Source organism: Promicromonospora sp. NPDC110617 (assembly GCF_055598465.1).
Window position 1 is genome coordinate 269,403 of record NZ_JBVKBM010000001.1, and the last position, 17,034, is coordinate 286,436.

At 70.1% G+C, this 17,034-nt stretch carries 10 protein-coding genes; 5 read left to right on the top strand and 5 right to left on the bottom strand.

From position 1 onward, the window contains the following. Positions 1–31: 31 nt before the first annotated feature. Entirely contained in the window at positions 32–1,222 is a 1,191-nt protein-coding gene (locus ACZ7LE_RS01185) for an AI-2E family transporter (RefSeq protein WP_470401576.1), read from the bottom strand. Positions 1,223–1,362: 140 nt separating this feature from the next. Between ACZ7LE_RS01185 and ACZ7LE_RS01190 the strand changes: the two genes are divergently transcribed. Together ACZ7LE_RS01190 and ACZ7LE_RS01195 are read left to right on the top strand one after the other, a co-directional pair. Beyond that, entirely contained in the window at positions 1,363–2,034 is a 672-nt protein-coding gene (locus ACZ7LE_RS01190; protein ID WP_470401577.1) for a Type 1 glutamine amidotransferase-like domain-containing protein, read from the top strand. Between the two features lie 120 nt (positions 2,035–2,154). Continuing rightward, positions 2,155–2,373, top strand: a complete 219-nt coding sequence (locus ACZ7LE_RS01195) for a hypothetical protein (RefSeq protein WP_470401578.1) — start codon at positions 2,155–2,157, stop codon at positions 2,371–2,373. A gap of 52 nt (positions 2,374–2,425) precedes the next feature. Here ACZ7LE_RS01195 and dnaB read toward each other — a convergent pair whose 3' ends face one another. Next, entirely contained in the window at positions 2,426–5,014 is a 2,589-nt protein-coding gene (dnaB, locus tag ACZ7LE_RS01200; protein WP_470403263.1) for a replicative DNA helicase, read from the bottom strand. Positions 5,015–5,396: 382 nt separating this feature from the next. Between dnaB and ACZ7LE_RS01205 the strand changes: the two genes are divergently transcribed. Beyond that, complete coding sequence (locus ACZ7LE_RS01205; RefSeq protein WP_470401579.1) at positions 5,397–6,740, top strand: MATE family efflux transporter; 1,344 nt, start codon at positions 5,397–5,399, stop codon at positions 6,738–6,740. A gap of 31 nt (positions 6,741–6,771) precedes the next feature. Here ACZ7LE_RS01205 and ACZ7LE_RS01210 read toward each other — a convergent pair whose 3' ends face one another. Next, positions 6,772–7,575, bottom strand: a complete 804-nt coding sequence (locus tag ACZ7LE_RS01210) for a winged helix-turn-helix domain-containing protein (protein ID WP_470401580.1) — start codon at positions 7,573–7,575, stop codon at positions 6,772–6,774. 479 nt (positions 7,576–8,054) lie between these two features. Between ACZ7LE_RS01210 and ACZ7LE_RS01215 the strand changes: the two genes are divergently transcribed. Then, positions 8,055–12,065, top strand: coding sequence for a carboxypeptidase regulatory-like domain-containing protein (locus ACZ7LE_RS01215; RefSeq protein ID WP_470401581.1), 4,011 nt, complete (start codon positions 8,055–8,057; stop codon positions 12,063–12,065). A gap of 201 nt (positions 12,066–12,266) precedes the next feature. Here ACZ7LE_RS01215 and ACZ7LE_RS01220 read toward each other — a convergent pair whose 3' ends face one another. After that, positions 12,267–13,358 carry an inositol-3-phosphate synthase gene (locus ACZ7LE_RS01220; RefSeq protein ID WP_020013536.1) on the bottom strand — a complete coding sequence of 364 codons (1,092 nt, stop codon included), beginning with the start codon at positions 13,356–13,358 and terminating at the stop codon, positions 12,267–12,269. Next, the gene (locus tag ACZ7LE_RS01225) at positions 13,355–14,002 is read right to left on the bottom strand and encodes a PadR family transcriptional regulator (RefSeq protein ID WP_470401582.1); all 648 of its coding nucleotides are present in this window, start codon (positions 14,000–14,002) and stop codon (positions 13,355–13,357) included. Before ACZ7LE_RS01225 ends, ACZ7LE_RS01220 begins: the two co-directional genes overlap by 4 nt. 453 nt (positions 14,003–14,455) lie before the next feature. Here ACZ7LE_RS01225 and ACZ7LE_RS01230 point away from each other — a divergent pair, with 453 nt between their 5' ends. Next, positions 14,456–16,837, top strand: coding sequence for a transglycosylase domain-containing protein (locus ACZ7LE_RS01230; protein ID WP_470401583.1), 2,382 nt, complete (start codon positions 14,456–14,458; stop codon positions 16,835–16,837). Positions 16,838–17,034: the final 197 nt, after the last annotated feature.

The window sequence follows — 17,034 nt, forward strand, 5'->3', positions numbered from 1 at the left end:
CTGACCACGACCGTCGTGTGCGCGGAAGGCCTCAGGATTTCTCATCTCGAAGACCGGTCACCGTCTCGGGCCGCTTCTGCCGGGCGAAGCGAGCCGGCAGGTCAGGCCCGTCCCACACCTGGATCGCGCGCCAGATCGACGCGGCGACCGGCACGGCGAGGACGGCGCCGGTGATCCCGGCGAGCACCGTCCCCGCGGTCAGGGCGAACAGGATGACGAGCGGGTGCAGCCGCAGGGTGCGGCCCATGACGATCGGCTGGAGGAAGTCGCCCTCGAGCTGGTTCACGGCGACCACGATCGCGACGACGATCAGCGCCTCGACCGGTCCGACGGCGACGAGCGTGACCAGGGCCGCGATGATGCCGGCGAGCGTGGCGCCGACCAGGGGGATGAACGCGAGCAGGAACACGAGCACGGACAGCGGGACGACGAGCGGCACGCCCACGATCGCGAGGCCGATCCCGATGCCGACGGCGTCGACCAGCGCCACGATCGCCGTGCCGCGCACGTAGCCGCCGAGCGTGCTGACGGTCGCGGCGCCTACCCGCTGCCCGCGCTCGTACCGGTGGCCCTCGAACGGCCGCAGCAGGAACTCCCACATCGCCGGACCGTCCTTCAGGAAGAAGAACAGGACGACGATCATGATGAAGAAGCCCGCGATGAAGTCGGCGGTCTGGGAGACGCCCGCGATGGCGCCGGAGCCCACCGTGTCGGACTGCAGCAGGTTCAGCGCGGACTCCCGCACCGACGCGATCTGCTCGTCGGTGATCTCGAAGGGCAGGTTCTGGATGTACGTCTCCAGGGAGTCGAACCCGTCGAGCGCCTGTCGGCCCAGCTCGTCCCACTGGTCCGCGACGGCCCGCACCACGAGCCACACGATCGCGGACAGGATCGCGACCAGGGCCAGGAGCGAGACCCACGTGGCCAGCAGCGAGGGCCACCCGTGGCGGCGCAGGTACGACACCAGCGGCGAGATGGCCGCCGCCAGCACGAGCGCGATGAGCACCGGGATGACGACGAGGGTCAGGCGGGTGCCCACGTACCCGAAGACGGCGATGATCGCGACCACCGCGAGGATCTGCAGCGACCGCGTGCCGACCCGGCCGAAGCCGTCGGACCACAGCCGGGACGCGGGGCTCTCGGCGGGCGCCCGGAGCTCTTCCGGCTGGTCCTGTGCGTCCGCGCCGGCAGGGCGTCGTGTGCGGCGGCCGAAAAGTCCCATCGCCTGTCCTCCGTGTGCAGCTGGTACCGGCCGTGCCGACGCTAGTGCCGTCACGCTCAGGTCGCGCGACGGAACCGATGACTCTCCTGGCCGAACCAGGTCTACCGATGGTCTCGTCCTCGTCCGACCCAGGAGCCGTCATGCGCCTACTGCTCACCTCGGCAGGCATCAGGAACCCGAGCATCCACGACGCCCTGCTCGGCCTTCTCGGCCGGCCGATCGCCGAGTGCCACGCCCTCTGCATCCCGACGGCGATGTACGGGCACCCCCAGGTGGGACCGGGAGCCGGAGCGTGGAGATTCATCGCCGGCCGGTCGGACGAGCCCATGACCGAGCTGGGCTGGAAGTCCGTGGGAGTCCTGGAGCTCACCGCGCTGCCCTCGATCGACGAGCAGCACTGGGTGCCGCTGGTCCGGGACGCGGACGTCCTGCTCGTGTCGGGCGGCGACGCGCTGTACCTGAGCCACTGGATGCGGGAGTCGGGCTTCGCCGGGCTCCTGCCGTCGTTGACCGAGACGGTGTACGTGGGGATGAGCGCGGGCAGCATGGTGCTGACACCGCGCGTGGGCCAGGACTTCGTCGAGTGGGCGCCCCCGTCGGGGGACGACGCCACGCTCGGGATCGTCGACTTCTCGATCTTCCCGCACGTCGACCACCCGATGCTGCCGGAGAACACGATGGCGGCGGCCGAACGATGGGCGGCCGGGCTCGATGGTCCGGCGTACGCGATCGACGACGACACCGCCATCGCGGTGGTCGACGGCGCGGTCGAGGTCGCCTCGGAGGGGCAGTGGAGGTACCTCGGCGGCTGAGCCGGCAGGGGACGGCCCCGGCTCGTGCCCGGTCCGTCCCCGCCGGCCCTGACGCCGGGCAGATCGAGCTCCTCGCGGCGATCGGCGTCCAGCGGTTCGGCTGACCGGTACGGTCTCGTCGTGAGCGACGAACAGTGGAACGTCATCTTCCGCTCGGTACGGGACGCAGGCCACGGCCCCTGGACCTGTCCGGTGTGCGACGTCGACGATCCGACCGTGGAGCTGGGTCAGCGGTTCACGCGCGTCGACGGGGTCAGGTCGGTCACATCGACCCTGTACTGCAACGCCTGCACGGCGCAGGCCGAGGTGCCCAGCCAGTACGACAGGTATCGTCCGTGACCTGTTGACGAGGCGCAGGTCGGCCCTGCGCCTCGTCGGCACCGCCAGGGGCTCACACCTGCATGTCCACGAAGCGCTGGTAGTGGCCCTGGAACGCGACCGTGATCACGTCGGTGGGGCCGTTACGGTGCTTGGCCACGATCAGGTCGGCCTCGCCGGCGCGCGGCGACTCCTTCTCGTAGGCGTCCTCGCGGTGCAGCAGGATCACGACGTCGGCGTCCTGTTCGATAGATCCCGATTCGCGAAGATCTGACATCTGCGGCTTCTTGTCGCTGCGCTGCTCGGCGCCTCGGTTCAGCTGCGAGATGGCGATGACGGGCACCTCGAGCTCCTTCGCGAGCAGCTTGAGCGACCGGGAAAACTCGGAGACCTCCTGCTGACGCGACTCGACGCGCTTGCCGGACGACATGAGCTGGAGGTAGTCGATGACCACGAGCTTGAGGTCGTGCTTCTGCTTGAGGCGCCGGCACTTGGCGCGGATCTCCATCAGCGACATGTTGGGCGAGTCGTCGATGAACAGCGGGGCGTCGGACACCTTCCCCATGGTGGCGGCGAGCTTCTGCCAGTCGCCGTCGTCCATGTTGCCGCTGCGCATCTTGGTGAGCGGCACGCGCGCCTCGGCGGCGAGCATTCGCATGACGATCTCGTTGCGGCTCATCTCCAGGGAGAAGATGACGGAGGCCATGTCGTGGTGGATCGCCGCGTGAGATGCGACGTTGATGCCCAGCACCGAGTTGTGGGTAGGGACCATCGACCGGCTCGCGAGGTAGAGGTGCGACGGGTCCTCCACCTCGATGCAGCGCACCGGCACCGACTCGATCGGCCGGACGTCGACCACGAACCGCGAGGTGAGCTTGGCGGTCGCGGGCCGGCGGCGGTCCTTGTGCGTGAGCCGCTTGCGCTCCAGGGTGAAGACGTCGTCCTCGGTCGTGAAGGTGATCGTGAACACGGTGGAAGATGCTTCGGTACGACCGTTGACCCGCTTCTCTGACCAGCCTGTGCGGTACCCGAGGGACAGGATCAGCTCACGTGTGTCCCGGGCGAGCCGTTCGTTGGTCAGCGCGATCTGGACGCTGCCCTGGGGGTTGACCGTCCCGTCGGAGTCGAGCAGGCCCGCGAGCAGAGCACGCCGCTGGTCCTCGCTCGCACGGAGGTACGTGGTCGGGATGTGCTTGTTCTGGAGCAGATCGAGGCTGCGCAGCCGGCCGCCCATCGTGCCGTTCGTGTTGTGGCACGACTGGCACCGCCGGAACCCCCAGCCTGGCTTGCCGCAATCGGGGCAGGTCGGCTGCGCGGGGCGGGCCATGCCTCGAGAGCGCGCCGCACAGGACTTGCTGCACGCGAGCAGCGAAGCCATCTTCGGCACGAAGGAAGTGCCGCAGACGATGCACGCCCGCGTCTGAGCCTTGGGCTCCGGAAGCAGCATCGAGTAGGTGCGAGCCGCACCCTTCGCCGTGCCCCGAGGCTGCGCCACGTAGCCCAGGCCCTCGATCATCATCGCGATCTCGGGGTCCGCCGACGTGAACTCGGCACGCCGCGACGTGCCGTCGCCCAGCCAGACGCCCAGGGCATAGGGGTGGATCGGCAGTTCCGCCGGAGGTAGGACGAGGGGGCGGGCGGTCGACACCGAGTGGTTGGCACGCTGGTCGACCGTCGCGGTCCGCAGCGTCGCCAGGATCTCCTCGGTGGTGTGGACGGAGGTCTCCGGCGCGGTACCCACGCGAACCTTGCGGCGCTGCACGCGAGTGCTCGTCACCCACTGGTGCTGGGCGTCCGCGACAATCACCGTGCCGTCGTCGAACTCTACCTCGTAGCAAGGGCGGCCCTGCATGACCTCGGTCGCCGCGACCACCCGGGTCGGGGCGCCGTCCGCCGTGAGGACGAGGTCGCCGACCTTGACCTCGCCCATGGTGGTCCACCCCGACGGTGTCGGTAGCGGGGTATCGAGCGCGAGCGCCTTACCCACAGCAGGACGGGCCGCCACGACGATCATCTGGCCGCCGTGCAGGCCGTTGGTCAGGCGGTCGAAGTCGGAGTAACCGGTCGGCACGCCGGTGAGTCCCTCACCACGGCCCTGCGCGGCGTCGATCTCGTCGAAGGTCGGCCCGATGATCTCGGCCAGCGGCAGGTAGTCCTCGGACGCGCGCCGCTCGGTCACGGCGTAGACCTCGGCCTGCGCGTTGTTGACGACGTCGTCCACCTCGCCGCCGTCGGTGGCGTAGCCCATCTGCACGATGCGCGTACCGGCCTCGACCAGGCGGCGCATGATGGCGCGCTCGCGCACGATCTTGGCGTAGTACCCGGCGTTGGCGGCCGTGGGCACGCCCGCCATGAGGTCGTGGATGTACGGGGCGCCGCCCACGCGGGCGTGCTCACCCCGGCGCTGCAGCTCGGCGACCACGGTGATGGCGTCGGCCGGCTCGCCTCGGCCGTAGAGGTCGATGATCGCGTCGTAGATGGCCTCGTGCGCGGGCCGGTAGAAGTCGTTGCCGCGGATCTGCTCGATCACGTCGGCGATCGCGTCCTTGGACAGCAGCATGCCGCCCAGCACGCTCATCTCAGCGGGGACGTCCTGCGGCGGCGTCCGGTCGAGGCCGGGGCTCCCGCCGGAGTAGCTCGACTCGAGCTCCTCGATCGACATCCGCGCCTCCAGCCTTCCCGATCTCATGACATCCCGTGACACCCGGGCACACGCTACGCGTGCGTCCGGTCGATGTCCTACACCTGTTCTACTCCTCGCCACCGACACTCTCGGGACATCGGCCCCGACACGCCTTTGTGTCGTGCACGACAGTCCCCGGACATCAGACCAGCAAGCCAGCCCCGCTGACGCTAGGCCTCCGCGCACCCGAGCGCAACGAGACCTGTGGACAGGCCTGTGCACATCCATGTGGAAAGGTGGCCCAGGGCTGTGCACAGCGGGTGGACAACCCTGTCCCCAGTTGTGGATAACCCCTGTGTAAAACATCGACATGCCCTCTGACCTGCGTTGACGTAACCCCCAGCCTGTGGAGGAAAGAAAGTTGGGCGAGCCTCGCCACACCCCCGGTTCCTCGCGGTCCATCGACCGGGAGATCCTCGCCCTCGCGGTACCTGCGCTCGGGGCCCTGATCGCCGAACCCGTCTTCGTCCTCGTGGACAGTGCGGTCGTGGGTCACCTCGGCACGGCCCAGCTCGCCGGGCTCTCGCTCGCGAGCAACGTGCTGCTCACGCTGGTCGGGCTCTGTGTCTTCCTCGCGTACACCACTACCGCCTCGGTGGCCCGGCTGACCGGGGCGGGCCGGGAACGCCAGGCCCTGCAGTCCGGCATCGACGGGATGTGGCTCGCGCTCGGGATCGGGGCGGTCCTCGTCGTCCTCCTGCTGCTCGCCGCCCCGCTGACCGTGACCGCCCTGGGCGCCCACGGCGACGTCGCCCACCATGCCGTGACCTACCTGCGGTGGTCCGCGCCGGGGCTCGCCGGGATGCTCCTGGTCCAGGCCGCGACCGGCGTGCTGCGCGGCCTGCGCGACACGCGCACCCCGCTGGTCGTCGCCGCCGCGGGCGCCGTGCTCAACACGGTGCTCAACATCGCGCTCGTGTACGGCGTCGGCATGGGGATCGCCGGGTCAGGCCTCGGGACGGCGATCACCCAGCTGCTCATGGCCGTCGTGCTGGGCGCGATCGTGGTGCGCGGCGCCCGCCGGCGCGGCGCGAGCCTGCGGCCCCACCGGGCCGGCATCCTGTCCGGCGCACGCGCGGGCGCGCCGCTGATGGTCCGCACCCTGAGCCTGCGTGCCGCGATCCTGCTCACGGTGGTGATCGCGACCGGCCTCGGCGACGTCGCGCTCGCCGGGCACCAGGTGGTCAGCTCGCTGTGGGGCCTCGCGGCGTTCGCGCTCGACGCGCTCGCCATCGCCGCGCAGGCGCTGGTGGGGCACGGTCTCGGGGCCGGCGACGTCGGCCACGTCCGGGGCGTGCTGCGCCGCTGCCTGCAGTGGGGCGTGGGCGCGGGGGCCGTGCTCGGCCTGCTCCTGGCGACCGCCGGCTGGTGGATCGCGCCCCTCTTCTCGCCCGACCCCGACGTCCGCGTCGCCATCGCCCTCGGCATCGCCGTGTGCGGCGTGCTCATGCCGATGGCGGGCTGGGTCTTCGTGCTCGACGGCGTCCTCATCGGCGCCGGCGACGGTCGCTTCCTCGCCTGGGCGGGCATGGCGACCCTCGTGGTCTATCTCCCGTTCGCGCTCGCGGTCGCCGCCTGGGCGCCCGACGGCGCACGTGGTCTCGCCTGGCTCTGGCTCGCGTTCGCGGGCGTCTTCATGGCTGCGCGCGCCGTGACCACCGGCTGGCGCGCCCGCGGCGACCGGTGGCTGGTGACGGGCGCCTGACGCCCGGCGCCCCCTGTCCTGCCGGTTCGGGTCAGGCCCACACCTTGAGCCGGTAGCCCACCCCGCGCACCGACGCGACCTCCACGTCGCGCACCGGCGCGAGCCGCTTGCGGAGCCGCTTGACCGCGGACGTCACCGGGTCGGAGTCGCCGAGGTAGGGCAGCTGCCACACCCGCGCCGTGAGCTCGGCGAACGACCACACCCGGCCGGCCTCCAGGGCGAGCGTCGCGAGGAGGTCGAACTCCCGCGCCGACAGGTACACGCGCCGGCCCAGCGCCGTGACCTCCCGGGCGGCCAGGTCCACGAGGAGCGGCCCGGCCACCAGCGGGTCGAGCGCGGGCGGCGCGACCATCGGGACGGCACCCGTCACGGCGGGAACCGGACCCGTGACGGGACGCATCGCCTCGGTGACGACCGGCATCGTGCCGGTCACCGGCCGGGCCGGTGCGGGGATCGTCGCCACCGGCAGCACGGGGGACGCCGTCCACTGCGCGGGCAGGAACTCCGGGGCGGGGTGCACCACCGGGTCGGTGAGGTTGTCCGGGAGCCGGTCGGTCGGGTGCCCGGAGAGGTGCCGGCCGTAGGCCCGCTCGTCCGCCGGCCCGGGGTTGTCGAACCGCTCGGGCTGCGCGCCGAGGCCGCGCCAGGGTGCGTCGCCGGCGCGCCGTGGTGCGGTCTGCGGGGTGAGCACGGCGCGCGCCCCGTCGGCGTCGGGCGTGGCGAGCACCGTGGCCTGGCCGCGCAGGAGCCGGGCGATCTCGATGATCTGGTCGGAGGGGAGGCCCACGCAGACGACGAGGCCGGGGGTGGATCCTGGTGCGGGGTCGTGCGTCATTGACTCACCCTCCATGGTCGACCGTTCAGGCGCGGACCGGGTTAAACCTGGCCGGCGCGCGCCAGTTTGCCCCCGAGTCGTACCGCGTGGGTCAATTTTTCGTTACCTGCCCGTTGCGTGCGGGATATGGCGCATTCCCGCCCGGGTGACGGTATTGCGTCAATTGAAGTCATATAGGGTGAACTTTACGGCTCTTGGGGTGAAATCAATTCCGGACTCTTGACAAGGGCGGCCGCCGGGCTTCGCCCGTGTCTTGACCGGAAACTGACCGTTGCTCGACCGCGAATCGACCTTGTTCCCAGGAGGCGTCCAGCAGACGGTAGGGGGCGGTTCACAGCAAGTGGATCGCCGTCGCGCGCTCCCGCCGAAACGCAGCGGGTGCGCCCGAGCATGGAGGCCCCATGTACCGTCGCAGGAAAATTGCAGGGAGGGCGACGACCGCCGTCACAACGGCGCTCGCGCTCCTCGCAACCTCAGCGGTGACCGTTGCGCCAGCAGCGCTCGCCCAGACCGTCCCGACGACCACCCTTGCCGCCGCCGACGAGCCCGAGGAGAAGCTCAGCGCCAAGGTCCTCGCCCAGCTCGAGGACAAGAAGACCGCGGACTTCTGGATCCAGTTCACGGACAAGGCGGACCTGGCCCCGGCCGAGGACATCGCCGACTGGGACGAGCGTGGTCAGTTCGTCTACGACGCGCTGCACGCCACGGCCAAGAAGTCCCAGGCCGCGGTGGCCAAGGAGCTGACGGCGGCCGGCGCGAGCTACCAGAGCTACTGGATCAACAACGCGATCTTCGTCGACGACGGCTCGCTCGCGCTCGCCGAGAGCCTCGCGTCCAGCAGCACGGTCGCCGGCATCCACGAGCAGATCACCATGCAGTACGAGAAGCCGGTCGAGAAGACGCCGTCCGGCGAGAAGACCGCGGCCGCCGTCGAGTGGGGCCTCGACGCGATCAACGCACCCGAGGTGTGGGAGCAGGGCTACACCGGCGCCGGCATCGTGGTGGCGAACTTCGACACCGGCGTGGACGGCACGCACCCGGCGCTGCAGAGCAAGTACCGCGGGTACAACGCCGACGGTACGTACGACAACGACTACAACTACTTCGACATCCCCGACACCTGCGGCGGCGGCGCCCCCTGCGACTCCGGCGAGCACGGTACCCACACCATGGGCACCATCGTCGGCGGCACGGGCACCAACCAGATCGGCGTCGCGCCCGACGCCACCTGGATCGCCTCGAACTGCATCGACAACGCCGGCTGCGAGTGGGACGACTACCTCGCCAACGCGCAGTGGTTCCTCGCTCCGACCCGCACGGACGGCAGCGACGCGGACCCGTCGAAGCGGCCGCACGTGGTCAGCAACTCGTGGGGCATCCCGCCGGGCGTGAACCTGCCCCAGGACTGGATGAGCGCCGAGACGCAGGCCTGGAACGCCGCGGGCATCTTCGGCGCCTGGGCCGGCGGCAACGAGGGCCCGTCCTGCGAGTCCGGCCGGTTCCCCGGCACGTTCACGCACACCTACTCGGTCGGCGCGTTCGACGTGAACGGTGCCATCGCGTCGTTCTCGGCGCGTGGTCCGGGGCGTGACGGCACCCTGCTGCCGAACATCGCGGCCCCGGGTGTGAACGTGCGTTCCTCCATCCCCGGTGGTGGCTACGCGAACTACAGCGGTACGTCCATGGCCACCCCGCACCTCGCGGGCGCCATCGCGCTGCTGTGGAGCGCCGCCCCGTCGCTGGTCGGCGACATCGAGGGCACCATCGCGCTCCTCGACGAGACCGCCGTCGACACCGAGGACCTCTCGTGCGGCGGTACCCCGGAGCGCAACAACGTCTGGGGCGAGGGCAAGCTCGACGTCGCCGCGCTCGTGGACGCCGCTCCGACGGCCGGTACCGGCACCGTCTCGGGCACCGTCGTGGACGCCTCCGGCGCGCCGATCGCGAACGCGTCGGTCGTCGTGGACGGCGAGCGGGACCGGACGGTCTCCACGGACGAGTCCGGCGCCTGGTCGGCCGCGGTCCTCGCGGGCGACTACAGCGTGTCGGCCTCGGCCTTCGGCTACCTCACCTCGGCGCCCGCCGCCGTGACGGTGGACGTGGACGAGACCGAGACGGTCACCATCACCCTGGAGTCGGCCCCGCGCCACGCCGTCACGGGCACGGTCGAGCTCGAGGGCTCGGGCGAGCCGGTCGCCGGCACGCCGGTCACGCTCCGCGGCTCACCGTTCGAGCCGGTCACGACCGGTGCGGACGGCACGTTCGCGTTCGCCGACGTGCCCGAGGGCACCTACTCGCTGTCCGTCCAGCTGGGCGGTTGCGCCGCTCCGTACGACGGCGAGCTCGTGGTCGACGGCGCGGAGGACGTGGACATCGCGATCGTCCCGAACGTCGACGCCGGCGGCTACTCGTGCTCGGTCACGACCGCCGACTACCGCCAGGGCGACACCCGCGTGACCCTGTCGGGCGACGACGCGTCGACGTCCGTGAACCTGCCGTTCTCCTTCCCGTTCTACGGCGAGGAGTACGCGCGGGCGTTCGTGACGACCAACGGCCACATCAACTTCCTGGCCGCCACCACCTCGTACGCCAACACGACGATCCCGTCGGCGGCCGTGCCCAACGCGGCGCTCTACCCGTACTGGGACGACCTCAACCTCGACTCGGCCGCCGGCCTGTACTCGGCGACGACCACGGTCGACGGCGTGGACGCCTACGTGCTGGAGTGGCGCAACATCCGGAAGTACGACGAAGCGACCGACCGGCTCAACTTCTCGGTGACGCTGCTGGCCAACGGTGACGTGACCTTCGGGTACGGGGCCGTGACCGACTCCGCCGGCGCGAAGGGCAACTCGGCCACCATCGGTGTGGAGAACGCGAGCGGTACCGTCGCCACGCAGTTCTCGTACAACTCCGCGGTGCTGTCCGAGGGTCTGTCGATCGCGTTCGACGCCCCGCCGGTCGCCACGGTGGCGGGCGTGGTCGAGGACTACAACACGCAGGAGCCGATCGAGGGCGCCGACGTCACCCTGACCTCGGCGGACGGCACGGAGGTCACCGCGACCACCGCGGCGGACGGCACCTACTCCACCCTGGTGAGCCTGGGCGACTACGCGGTCGAGATCGCGGCGGACGACTACCAATCGGCCACCAAGAGCGCGTCCGTGGTCGGCGAGGGTTCCGACGTCACCGTGAGCGCGCAGCTCAAGGCCGGCAAGCTGACGGTCTCGAAGACCGCCATCGACGCCAGCCTGGCGATCGGCGGCTCCGCGTCGCGCAACATCAAGATCACCAACACCGGCTCCGCGCCGGCCGAGGTGGACCTGGCTGCGCGCGGCGGCGAGTACGTCGTGCTCGGTGGCGACACCGCGTCCACGAGCGGCGTCGTGAAGGGTGTCCAGGGCAAGGCGACGGCGGCCAAGCTGCCGTTCTCGTCCGGCGGCAGCAAGCTCACCGGGCTGCGCAGCAGCGGTTCCGCAGGCGCCGCGACGGGCCAGGTCGCCGCGGCGGCCTACCCGGACGTGGCCGCCGACGAGGTGGTCCTGTCGCACTCGACCTCGCACGAGATCGTCGCGGCGAGCTCGGTGGCCTGCCCGTCGGGCATCACCAAGCTGCTGCGCACCTACACCCCGGGTGACTTCGGCATCACGGCCGGCTTCCAGCCGACCAGCGTCACGTTCGGGATCCAGGAGGTGGCCACGCCGTCGACCACGGCAACCGTCACCCTCTACACGCTCTCGGGCGCGTTCACGTACGCCAACCTGACCCCGATCGGGTCGGGCCAGGTCACCGTGACCGACGACTTCGGCTCCTGGTACACGGTGCCGATCGACGCCTCGGCGACCATCGCCCCGGACGACATCCTGGTGGTCGAGGTCGCGGGCGCGGCCATCTACGTGGGCGGCAACCCCGCCGCGGAGACGAGCCCGACCTACCTCGCCTCGGACGGCTGCGGTACGCCGGAGCCGACCACCGCCGACAGCCTGGGCTTCCCGGACTCCAACCTGGTCATCGACGTGACCGGTGAGGTGGCCGGCAGCGGTGGTGGCGTCGAGTGGCTGGACGTCCAGCCGCCGTCGTTCACCCTGGCGCCGGGCAAGAGCGTGACCGCGGTGGCGACCATCACGGCCGCCGTCGACCAGCCGGGCACCTACACGGCGTCGATCAACATCGGGAACAACACGCCGTACGACGTCACCCCGGTGACGGCGACCATGTCGGTGAAGGCGCCCGCGGGTTGGGGCAAGATCACGGGCACGGTGAGCGGCGGCGGCGCGCCGATCGAGGACGCGGTCGTCTCCCTCGACGGCGTCTCGTACGACGTGGTGCTGCGGACCGACGCCGAAGGTACGTACTCGTACTGGATGCAGAAGTCGAACGCCCCGCTGCAGGTGACCGTCTCGGCCGACGGGTACGTCCCGGCGACCAAGAAGGCCCAGATCATCGCGGGCCAGACGACGGTCTACAACTTCGGGCTGACCGCGCTGTGACAGGCGGTCCCACGAAGTAGGTCGCCCGTCCGGCGGCCGCCCTGTCGAGGTCTGGGTATCGACAGGGCGGCCGGCCGGGCGGGCGTCCGGCGCGTCAGGCGCTCCGTGTCACCTCTCGAACGCTTCTGGTCGCGCTGACGCTGCGTTCCGCTCCGGCCGGATGCCTCGTTCCTCGGCCTCCAGCCTGCGCTGCACTCCGCGTCAGCGCTCGATGTCACCGCGGATGAAAGCCTCCAGCTGGGCCCGGCCCGCGGTGTCCTCCATCTGCACGGGCGGGGACTTCATGAAGTAGGTCGCCGCCGACAGGATCGGGCCGCCCACGCCGCGGTCCTTCGCGATCTTGGCCGCCCGCACCGCGTCGATGATGATGCCCGCGGAGTTGGGCGAGTCCCACACCTCGAGCTTGTACTCCAGGTTGAGCGGCACCTCGCCGAAGGCGCGGCCCTCGAGCCGCACGTACGCCCACTTGCGGTCGTCGAGCCAGGCGACGTAGTCCGACGGGCCGATGTGGACGTTGCGGTCCTCCTTCTTGCCGGCCAGGGGGCCGGTGAGGTTGGACGTCACGGCCTGCGTCTTGGACAGCTTCTTCGACTCCAGCCGGTCGCGCTGCAGCATGTTCTTGAAATCCATGTTGCCGCCCACGTTGAGCTGGTAGGTGCGGTCGAGGACGACGCCGCGCTCCTCGAACAGCTTGGCCAGCACGCGGTGCGTGATCGTGGCGCCGACCTGCGACTTGATGTCGTCGCCGACGATCGGCACGCCGGCCTCCTCGAACTTCGCGGCCCACTCGGGGTCGGACGCGATGAACACCGGCAGGGCGTTCACGAACGCGACACCGGCCTCGATCGCGCACTGCGCGTAGAACTTGGCGGCCTCCTCGGAGCCCACCGGCAGGTAGCAGACGAGCACGTCGACCTCGGCGGCGCGCAGCGCGGCGACGACGTCGACGGCCTCCTTCGTGGACTCGTCGATCGTGGCGCGGTAGTAGTCGCCGAGGCCGTCGAGGGTCGGGCCCCGCTGGACCGTCACGCCGGTCGGCGGGACGTCGGCGATCTTGATGGTGTTGTTCTCGGACGCGTTGATGGCCTCGGCCAGGTCGAACCCGACCTTCTTCGCGTCGACGTCGAACGCCGCGACGAACTCGAGGTCCGACACGTGGTAGTCGCCGAACTGCACGTGCATGAGGCCCGGGACGGTGCTCGCCGGGTCGGCGTCACGGTAGTAGTGCACGCCCTGGACCAGGGACGAGGCGCAGTTTCCTACGCCGACGATGCCCACGCGGATGGAGGTCATCCTCGCTCCTTCTTCGTTTGTTCCTGCTGCGGTGCGGGGCTCTGCGCCGCGGCGCGTCCCCGCTCGGTGGAGATGAGGCTGTCGAGCCAGTGCACCTCGCGCTCGACCTTCTCGAGCCCGAAGCGCCGGAGCTCGAGCGCATATTCGTCGAGCCGCGAACGCGGGTGCGTCGTCGACTCCCGAAGGGTCTCCAGGCGCTCGGTCAGCCGGGTGCGCCGGCCCTCCAGCACGCGGAGACGGGTTTCCGTGTCGGTCTGCCCGAAGAGGGCGAACCGCACGTCGAAGTTGTCGTCCTCCCAGGCCGCGGGCCCGGCGCTGGCCAGGACGGACTGGAGGTGCTCCTTGCCCTCGGCGGTCAGCTCGTAGACCACACGACGGCGTCCGAGGGGCATGGGTTTGGCGGTCCGGCCGGGGATCCCGGCCTTCCCCTTGCGGGGTGCCGGCGGCGTCGGCTCGCTCTCGGTGGTCGCGATCAGACCGCGTGTGACCAGGCCCTTCAGGGCCGGGTAGAGCGTGCCGTAAGAGAAGGCACGGAACGAGCCCAGCACCAGGTTGAGGCGCTTGCGGAGCTCGTAGCCGTGCAACGGGGACTCGTTGAGGAGGCCGAGGACGGCGGTCTCCAGCACGTCGGACCGACTACGCACGGCGACCTCCTCCCCGGAAGAACCCGGTAGGCCGGGTCAACTTCTTCTACACGATGTATCGAGTCGATACATCGAGAGAATAAGCATGGTGCCGTCGGTGCGCAATCCGTCGCGGTCGTGCGGGGGTTCCATCGCAGAGGTGAAAGAAATGTGAAGTGAGGGCAGACGGACTGGGCTGACCATGCGGTGAAATATCACGCGTGGGGTGATGTGGACGGATCCGGCTACTGCGCTAGAGGGTGAATCCCCTATGGTTTCGGGTGGTCCGCCGTGGCAGGTGCGTCGACCGCACACCGGCGGGCTCCGAGTCCGAACGAGGAAGAGGCTGTTGTGTCGAACTGGAGTCCCCCTCCGATCTGGCCGCAGACGCCCCGGCGCCGGGAGGGGATCTGGAACTATCCCCGGCCGTACCGCACCGGGATCCGTGCGTGGATCCCGTCGTGGCGGTTCGTCGTGGGAACGCTGCTCACCGGAACGTCGCTCGTCGCCGGCGTCCTGATGGCCGCCTGGGTCAGCGTCCCCGTCCCCGGCGAGCTGGACACGGTGCGCTCCGAGACGACGACCGTGTACTACTCCGACGGCAAGCCGCTCGGGAAGTTCGCCGCGCAGGACCGCACGATCGTGGCCCTGGCCGACCTCCCGCCGCAGGTGACGGAGGCGATCATCTCGTCGGAGGACCAGAGCTTCCGGACCCACATGGGGATCAACCCCCTGGGCATCGCCCGTGCGGCGCTCAACAACGTGACCGGCGGCGACCGGCAGGGCGCGTCGACGCTGACGCAGCAGTACGTCGAGAACTACTACGTGGGCGTGGAGTACGCGACGTACGCGACCAAGCTCAAGGAAGCGATCATCGCCCTCAAGGTGACGCAGCAGCAGTCCAAGGACCAGGTGCTGGAGGGGTACGTCAACACCATCTACCTGGGTCGTGGTGCTTATGGCGTCGAGGCCGCGTCGCAGGCGTACTTCGGGCACTCGGCCAAGGAGATGACCATCTCGGAGTCCGCGTTCCTCGCGGGCATCATCCCGAACCCGACCTACTGGGACCCGCGGCAGGGCGAGGGCGCCGAGGCGCAGGCGAAGGCGCGCTGGGAGCGCACGCTGAGGCTGATGGTGGAGCAGGGCTACATCACGCAGGACGACCAGAACGCCGCCGAGTACCCCAAGCTCGTCAAGTACACCCAGGGCTCCGGTGACAACCGCACCGCCTACCTGCTGGAGCAGGTGGCCAACGAGCTCGACCGGAAGGGCATCGCGGCCGACCAGCTCACCAAGATGGGCTACGAGATCCACACGTCGATCGACCGCAAGATGCAGGCCGCCGCGGCCGAGACCATGAAGCTGCCCGAGGACGCGAGCAAGTACGCGCGCGCGTCGCTGACGTCGATCGACCCGGCGACGGGCGAGATCAAGGCGATGTACGGCGGCCCGGACTACTCGGTCTACCCGACCAACGCCGCGACGTTCGAGGCGCAGGGCGCGTCGACGTTCAAGCCGTTCACCCTGATCGGGGCGCTGACGGAGGGCTTCCAGCTCAACAAGAGATACAGCGCGGTCGACGGGACGGTGATCGAGGGCTGGAAGCAGACGCCCGACGGCCCCGACGTGCCGCTGTACAACTTCAACAACGACTCGTGGAACAGCCTCGACCTGGTCGACGCCACCGCGAACTCGGTGAACGTGGTCTACGGCCAGCTCAACAAGGACATCGGCCCGGAGGCGACGGCGCAGGTCGGCTACGACCTCGGCATCCCGCAGGCCGATGACGACCCGGACACCCGCGACTGCTGCGCCATCGGCGGCAACCTGGCCAACGTGCTCGGCACCGCCTACGTGACCAACGTCGACCTGGCGCACGCCTACTCCACCATCGCCGCCCAGGGTTACCGCACCACGCCGCACATGGTGGTCGAGGTGAAGAACGGCGAAGAGCTGATCTACGAGGGCTCGAGCACCAGCGAGGAGATGTTCGACCCCGAGGTCATGGCCGCGGCGACGTACGCGATGAGCAAGGTCGTCGAGGAGGGGTCCGGCATGCCGGCGCTGGAGCTCGAGCGGCCGGCCGCCGGAAAGACCGGCTCCTCGAACGACAACATGTCGGCGTGGTTCGCCGGCTTCGTGCCGCAGCTCACCACCGTCGTCGGTCTCTACGAGTACAACACCGACGCGAACAGGTACGAGCAGATCAAGCCGTTCGGCGGCTACGAGCAGATCACCGGTGGTACCTGGCCGGTCACGGCGTGGACCGCCTACATGCTCAAGGCCACCGAGGGTATGGACGTCCTGCCCCTCCCCGAGTACACGCCGCCGGCGCCGGAGCCCTCCGAGACGCCGTCGCCGTCCACGAGCCCCTCCGAGGAGCCCGAGGAGACGGTCGTGGTGCCCGACAACCTGGTCAACCAGCAGTTCGCGGCCGTCGCGGCGGTGCTCGGCGGGCTGCAGCTCGTGCCCGTGCAGGTGGACGTGGACAGCGCCGAGCCCCCGGGCACCGTGCTCGCCGTCGAGCACGCGGGTGAGGAGGTCGACCGGAACTCGGAGATCGAGGTCCAGGTCTCCAACGGGTCCCAGGCCGAAGTGGAGACCACCACGGTGCCGTGGGGCCTGACCAACCGGGAGCAGGGCGACGCCGAGCAGCAGCTCCAGGACGCGGAGCTCACGCCGGTGATCCAGGAGGCGCCGTCGGACACCGTGCCCGAGGGCTCGGTGATCTCGGTGGACCCGGGCGAGGGCTCCGAGGTGCCGAAGGGCAGCGAGGTGACCCTCGTGATCTCCACCGGGTCAGGTGACGACCCGACCGACGACCCGTCCGGGGACGGCGGAGGCATCTTCGGGTAGGGGGTCGGGCGGGCTCTGCCGGCGTCGGGTGAAGTACCGGGTGAAAAGGCCCGAAAAGTGCTGGCAGAGCCCGTTGAGACCTGTGTCTCGGACACGGGGCGTACACAGAGAAACCGCGTTTGTGCTACTTGCTGCCAACATCGATCCTCTATCGTTTCGACGGTTCAGTGCCCTCACTGGACCCTGTCCGGCGCTCT